The sequence below is a fragment of the uncultured Leptotrichia sp. genome, from assembly GCF_938036635.1.
GTDB classification, from domain to species: Bacteria; Fusobacteriota; Fusobacteriia; order Fusobacteriales; family Leptotrichiaceae; genus Leptotrichia; species Leptotrichia hongkongensis.
The window spans coordinates 1-2,780 of the sequence record NZ_CALHQO010000056.1; the positions used below are offsets into that span (position 1 = coordinate 1).

At 30.9% G+C, this 2,780-nt stretch carries 3 protein-coding genes; all 3 read left to right on the forward strand.

Features of this window, described 5'->3' with window-relative positions; genetic code table 11:
- The first annotated feature begins 136 nt into the window (after nt 1-136).
- The gene (locus tag Q0370_RS00985; RefSeq protein ID WP_299570875.1) at nt 137-1,489 is read left to right on the forward strand and encodes a M18 family aminopeptidase; all 1,353 of its coding nucleotides are present in this window, start codon (nt 137-139) and stop codon (nt 1,487-1,489) included.
- A 112-nt stretch (nt 1,490-1,601) separates the two neighbouring features.
- Nucleotides 1,602-2,141, forward strand: a complete 540-nt coding sequence (locus tag Q0370_RS00990; RefSeq protein ID WP_299570878.1) for a chromate transporter — start codon at nt 1,602-1,604, stop codon at nt 2,139-2,141.
- Nucleotides 2,138-2,689 (forward strand): chromate transporter, encoded by a 552-nt coding sequence (locus Q0370_RS00995; RefSeq protein WP_299570881.1) that lies wholly within the window; start codon nt 2,138-2,140, stop codon nt 2,687-2,689. Before Q0370_RS00990 ends, Q0370_RS00995 begins: the two co-directional genes overlap by 4 nt.
- Nucleotides 2,690-2,780: the final 91 nt, after the last annotated feature.

Sequence of the window (2,780 nt, forward strand, 5' to 3'; positions counted from 1 at the left end):
TTTAAATAAAAAGAAAAAAATCTAAAAAAAATAGAAAAAATTTTTTTGAATATTGAAAATTATGGGGTACAATATTTATTAGGGAAATTTTAAATAGTAAATAATCAAAACTAAAAGTTGAGAGGAATGAATAAAGATGATACACACAACAAAAGAGTTAGAAGAGATACAGAAAAATTTTATCGAAATGGAAGTAAAAAGTTTTGCAAGGGAAGTTATTGAATTTATTGATGAAAGTCCGAGCAGTTATCATGTTGTAAAGAATTGTTCAGATATTTTGGATGAAAATGGATTTGAGAGAATTATGCCTCGTGAAAAATGGGAGTTAAAAAAAGGAGGAAAGTATTTTTTCAAAAAATCCAGTTCTACAATAATTGCTTTTACAGTTGGTGAAAATTTTGATGCGAGAAAAGGGTTTAAGATTTTTGGGGCACATACCGATTCTCCTTGTTTTAGGATAAAACCTAACCCTGAAATGGTGACAGAAAATATGGTGAGATTAAATACGGAAGTTTATGGAGGACCTATTTTGAGTACATGGTTCGATAGACCGCTCTCTATTGCTGGACGTGTTATTGTGAAAGGTGAAAATCCATTTTTTCCAAAAACTGTAAAAATTAAGATAGATGAACCGCTTTTGACAATACCAAATCTTGCGATTCATCAGAATAGAGAAGTAAATAATGGAGTAAAAATTGATAAACAGAATGATGTCTTGCCTGTAATTTCACTTATTAATCATAATTTTGAAAAAGAAGGCCATCTTGAAAGAGTTATTTTGGAAAAGACAGGAATAAAAAAGGAAGATATAATTGATTTTGACTTGTATTTGTATGCAACGGAAAAAGGGTGTCTTTTAGGTGCAAATGAGGAATTTATATCTTCACCAAAAATTGACAATCTTGCTTCTGTTTATACAGGGCTGATTGGACTTGTGGAATCTGAAGAAAATAAGGACAGGATTAATATTTTTGTAGCTTTTGACAATGAAGAGATAGGAAGTGCTACAAAGCAGGGAGCTGATTCCAATTATCTTTTGAATACGCTAGAAAGAATTTCATTGTCGTTAGGACTTGATAGAAGCGAGTTTTTACAGATGCTGGAAAGTTCGTATATTTTATCAGCTGATGCTGCACATGCCGCACATCCTGCACATTTAGGCAAAACAGACCCTACAAATCGTGGAAGAATAAACGAGGGTGTTTCAATAAAAATTAGTGCAAAACAAAAATATACGTCTGATGGATATTCAATTGCTGTAATCAGACAACTTATTGAAGGAACTAATATAAGGATTCAGCCTTTTGTAAATGAATCAAATGAACTTGGAGGAAGTACAATTGGACCGCTTTCTTCAACACATCTGGATATAGATGGAGTAGATTTGGGAGTTCCAATGTTTGCGATGCATTCAGTACGTGAATTATGTGGGATTTTTGATGTGTTTTATTTGAAGGAATTAGCGAAAGAGTTTTTTTCAAAAGGATAGAAGATATTATTTTTAAAGAGATAGTCATGCATTGGCTATCTTTTTTGATGTTGTTTTTTTACAGTATCTATGATAGAATGAAGAATAAAATAAAAACTGGAAAGGTAATGTAATGAAAGTATATTTAGAATTATTCTGGATTTTTTTTAAGATAGGAGCATTTACTCTTGGTGGAGGATATGCTATGGTTCCACTTATTCAAGCTGAAATTGTTAATAAAAAGAAATGGATTGAAGAAGAGGAGTTTGTAAAGCTTCTGGCACTTGCTCAGTCTTCACCAGGTGCATTGGCAGTAAATATATCGGTTTTTGTAGGATATAAAATGAAAAAGATGCTTGGTGTAATAGTTACGGTTATAGCAGCAACATTACCATCTTTTATAATTATTCTCCTTATAGCGTCACTGTTTAGCAATATACAGGATAATATATATGTAATAAAGGCATTTAAGGCAATAAGACCAATGGTAGTTGCATTAATTGCAGCAAGTGTCTATACAATTGGAAAATCGGCTAAAATTAATACAAAAACGTTATGGATTGTAATTTTGGTTGCAGTAATGGTAGCATTTTTTAAATTCCCGCCTATTATTATGATTATTTTAGGTGCATTTTTAGGAAATCTTTGGATGATTTGGAGGAAAAATAAATGAATTTAGCGATATTATTGATATTATTTTTTGTATTTTTTAAAATAGGATTGTTCAGTTTTGGTGGTGGATATGCAATTTTACCGCTTATTCAGGCAGATGTTGTAGATTTACATAAATGGGTAAATGTACAGCAATTTACAGATATTGTAGCAATTTCACAAGTAACACCGGGACCAATTTCATTAAATGCTGCAACTTATGTTGGATATTTGATTGGAAATAAAGTGGGATTTTGGGATGCATTTGTAATGGGGACAGTTGCAACAATAGGACTGATTCTTCCATCAGTCATTGTAATGTCATTTTTTAGTAAATTTTATTTGAAGTTTCAGGATAATAAATATATGGATAATGCGTTTGCAGGCTTAAAAATTGTTGTTGTCGGATTAATTCTAGCGGCAGCTATAATGCTGATTGATAAAAATAATTTTATAGACTGGAAAAGTGTGGTGATATTCATTGTTTCTGTGACACTTGTGCTAAAATGGAAAGTAAATCCAATATTACTCACAGTAATTGCAGCAATTGCAGGAATAATAATTTACTAAATTGGCTGTTTTCTTAAAAGTCAAAAGTAATAATCTGAGAAATTTTAAAAACAAATTTTGTAATGAAAATATATGGGAATATTTTATAATT

Coding starts and splice junctions, on each gene's coding strand:
- Q0370_RS00985 (WP_299570875.1), top strand. CDS start 137: ATGATACACACAACAAAAGAGTTAGAAGAGATACAGAAAAATTTTATC.
- Q0370_RS00990 (WP_299570878.1), top strand. CDS start 1,602: ATGAAAGTATATTTAGAATTATTCTGGATTTTTTTTAAGATAGGAGCA.
- Q0370_RS00995 (WP_299570881.1), top strand. CDS start 2,138: ATGAATTTAGCGATATTATTGATATTATTTTTTGTATTTTTTAAAATA.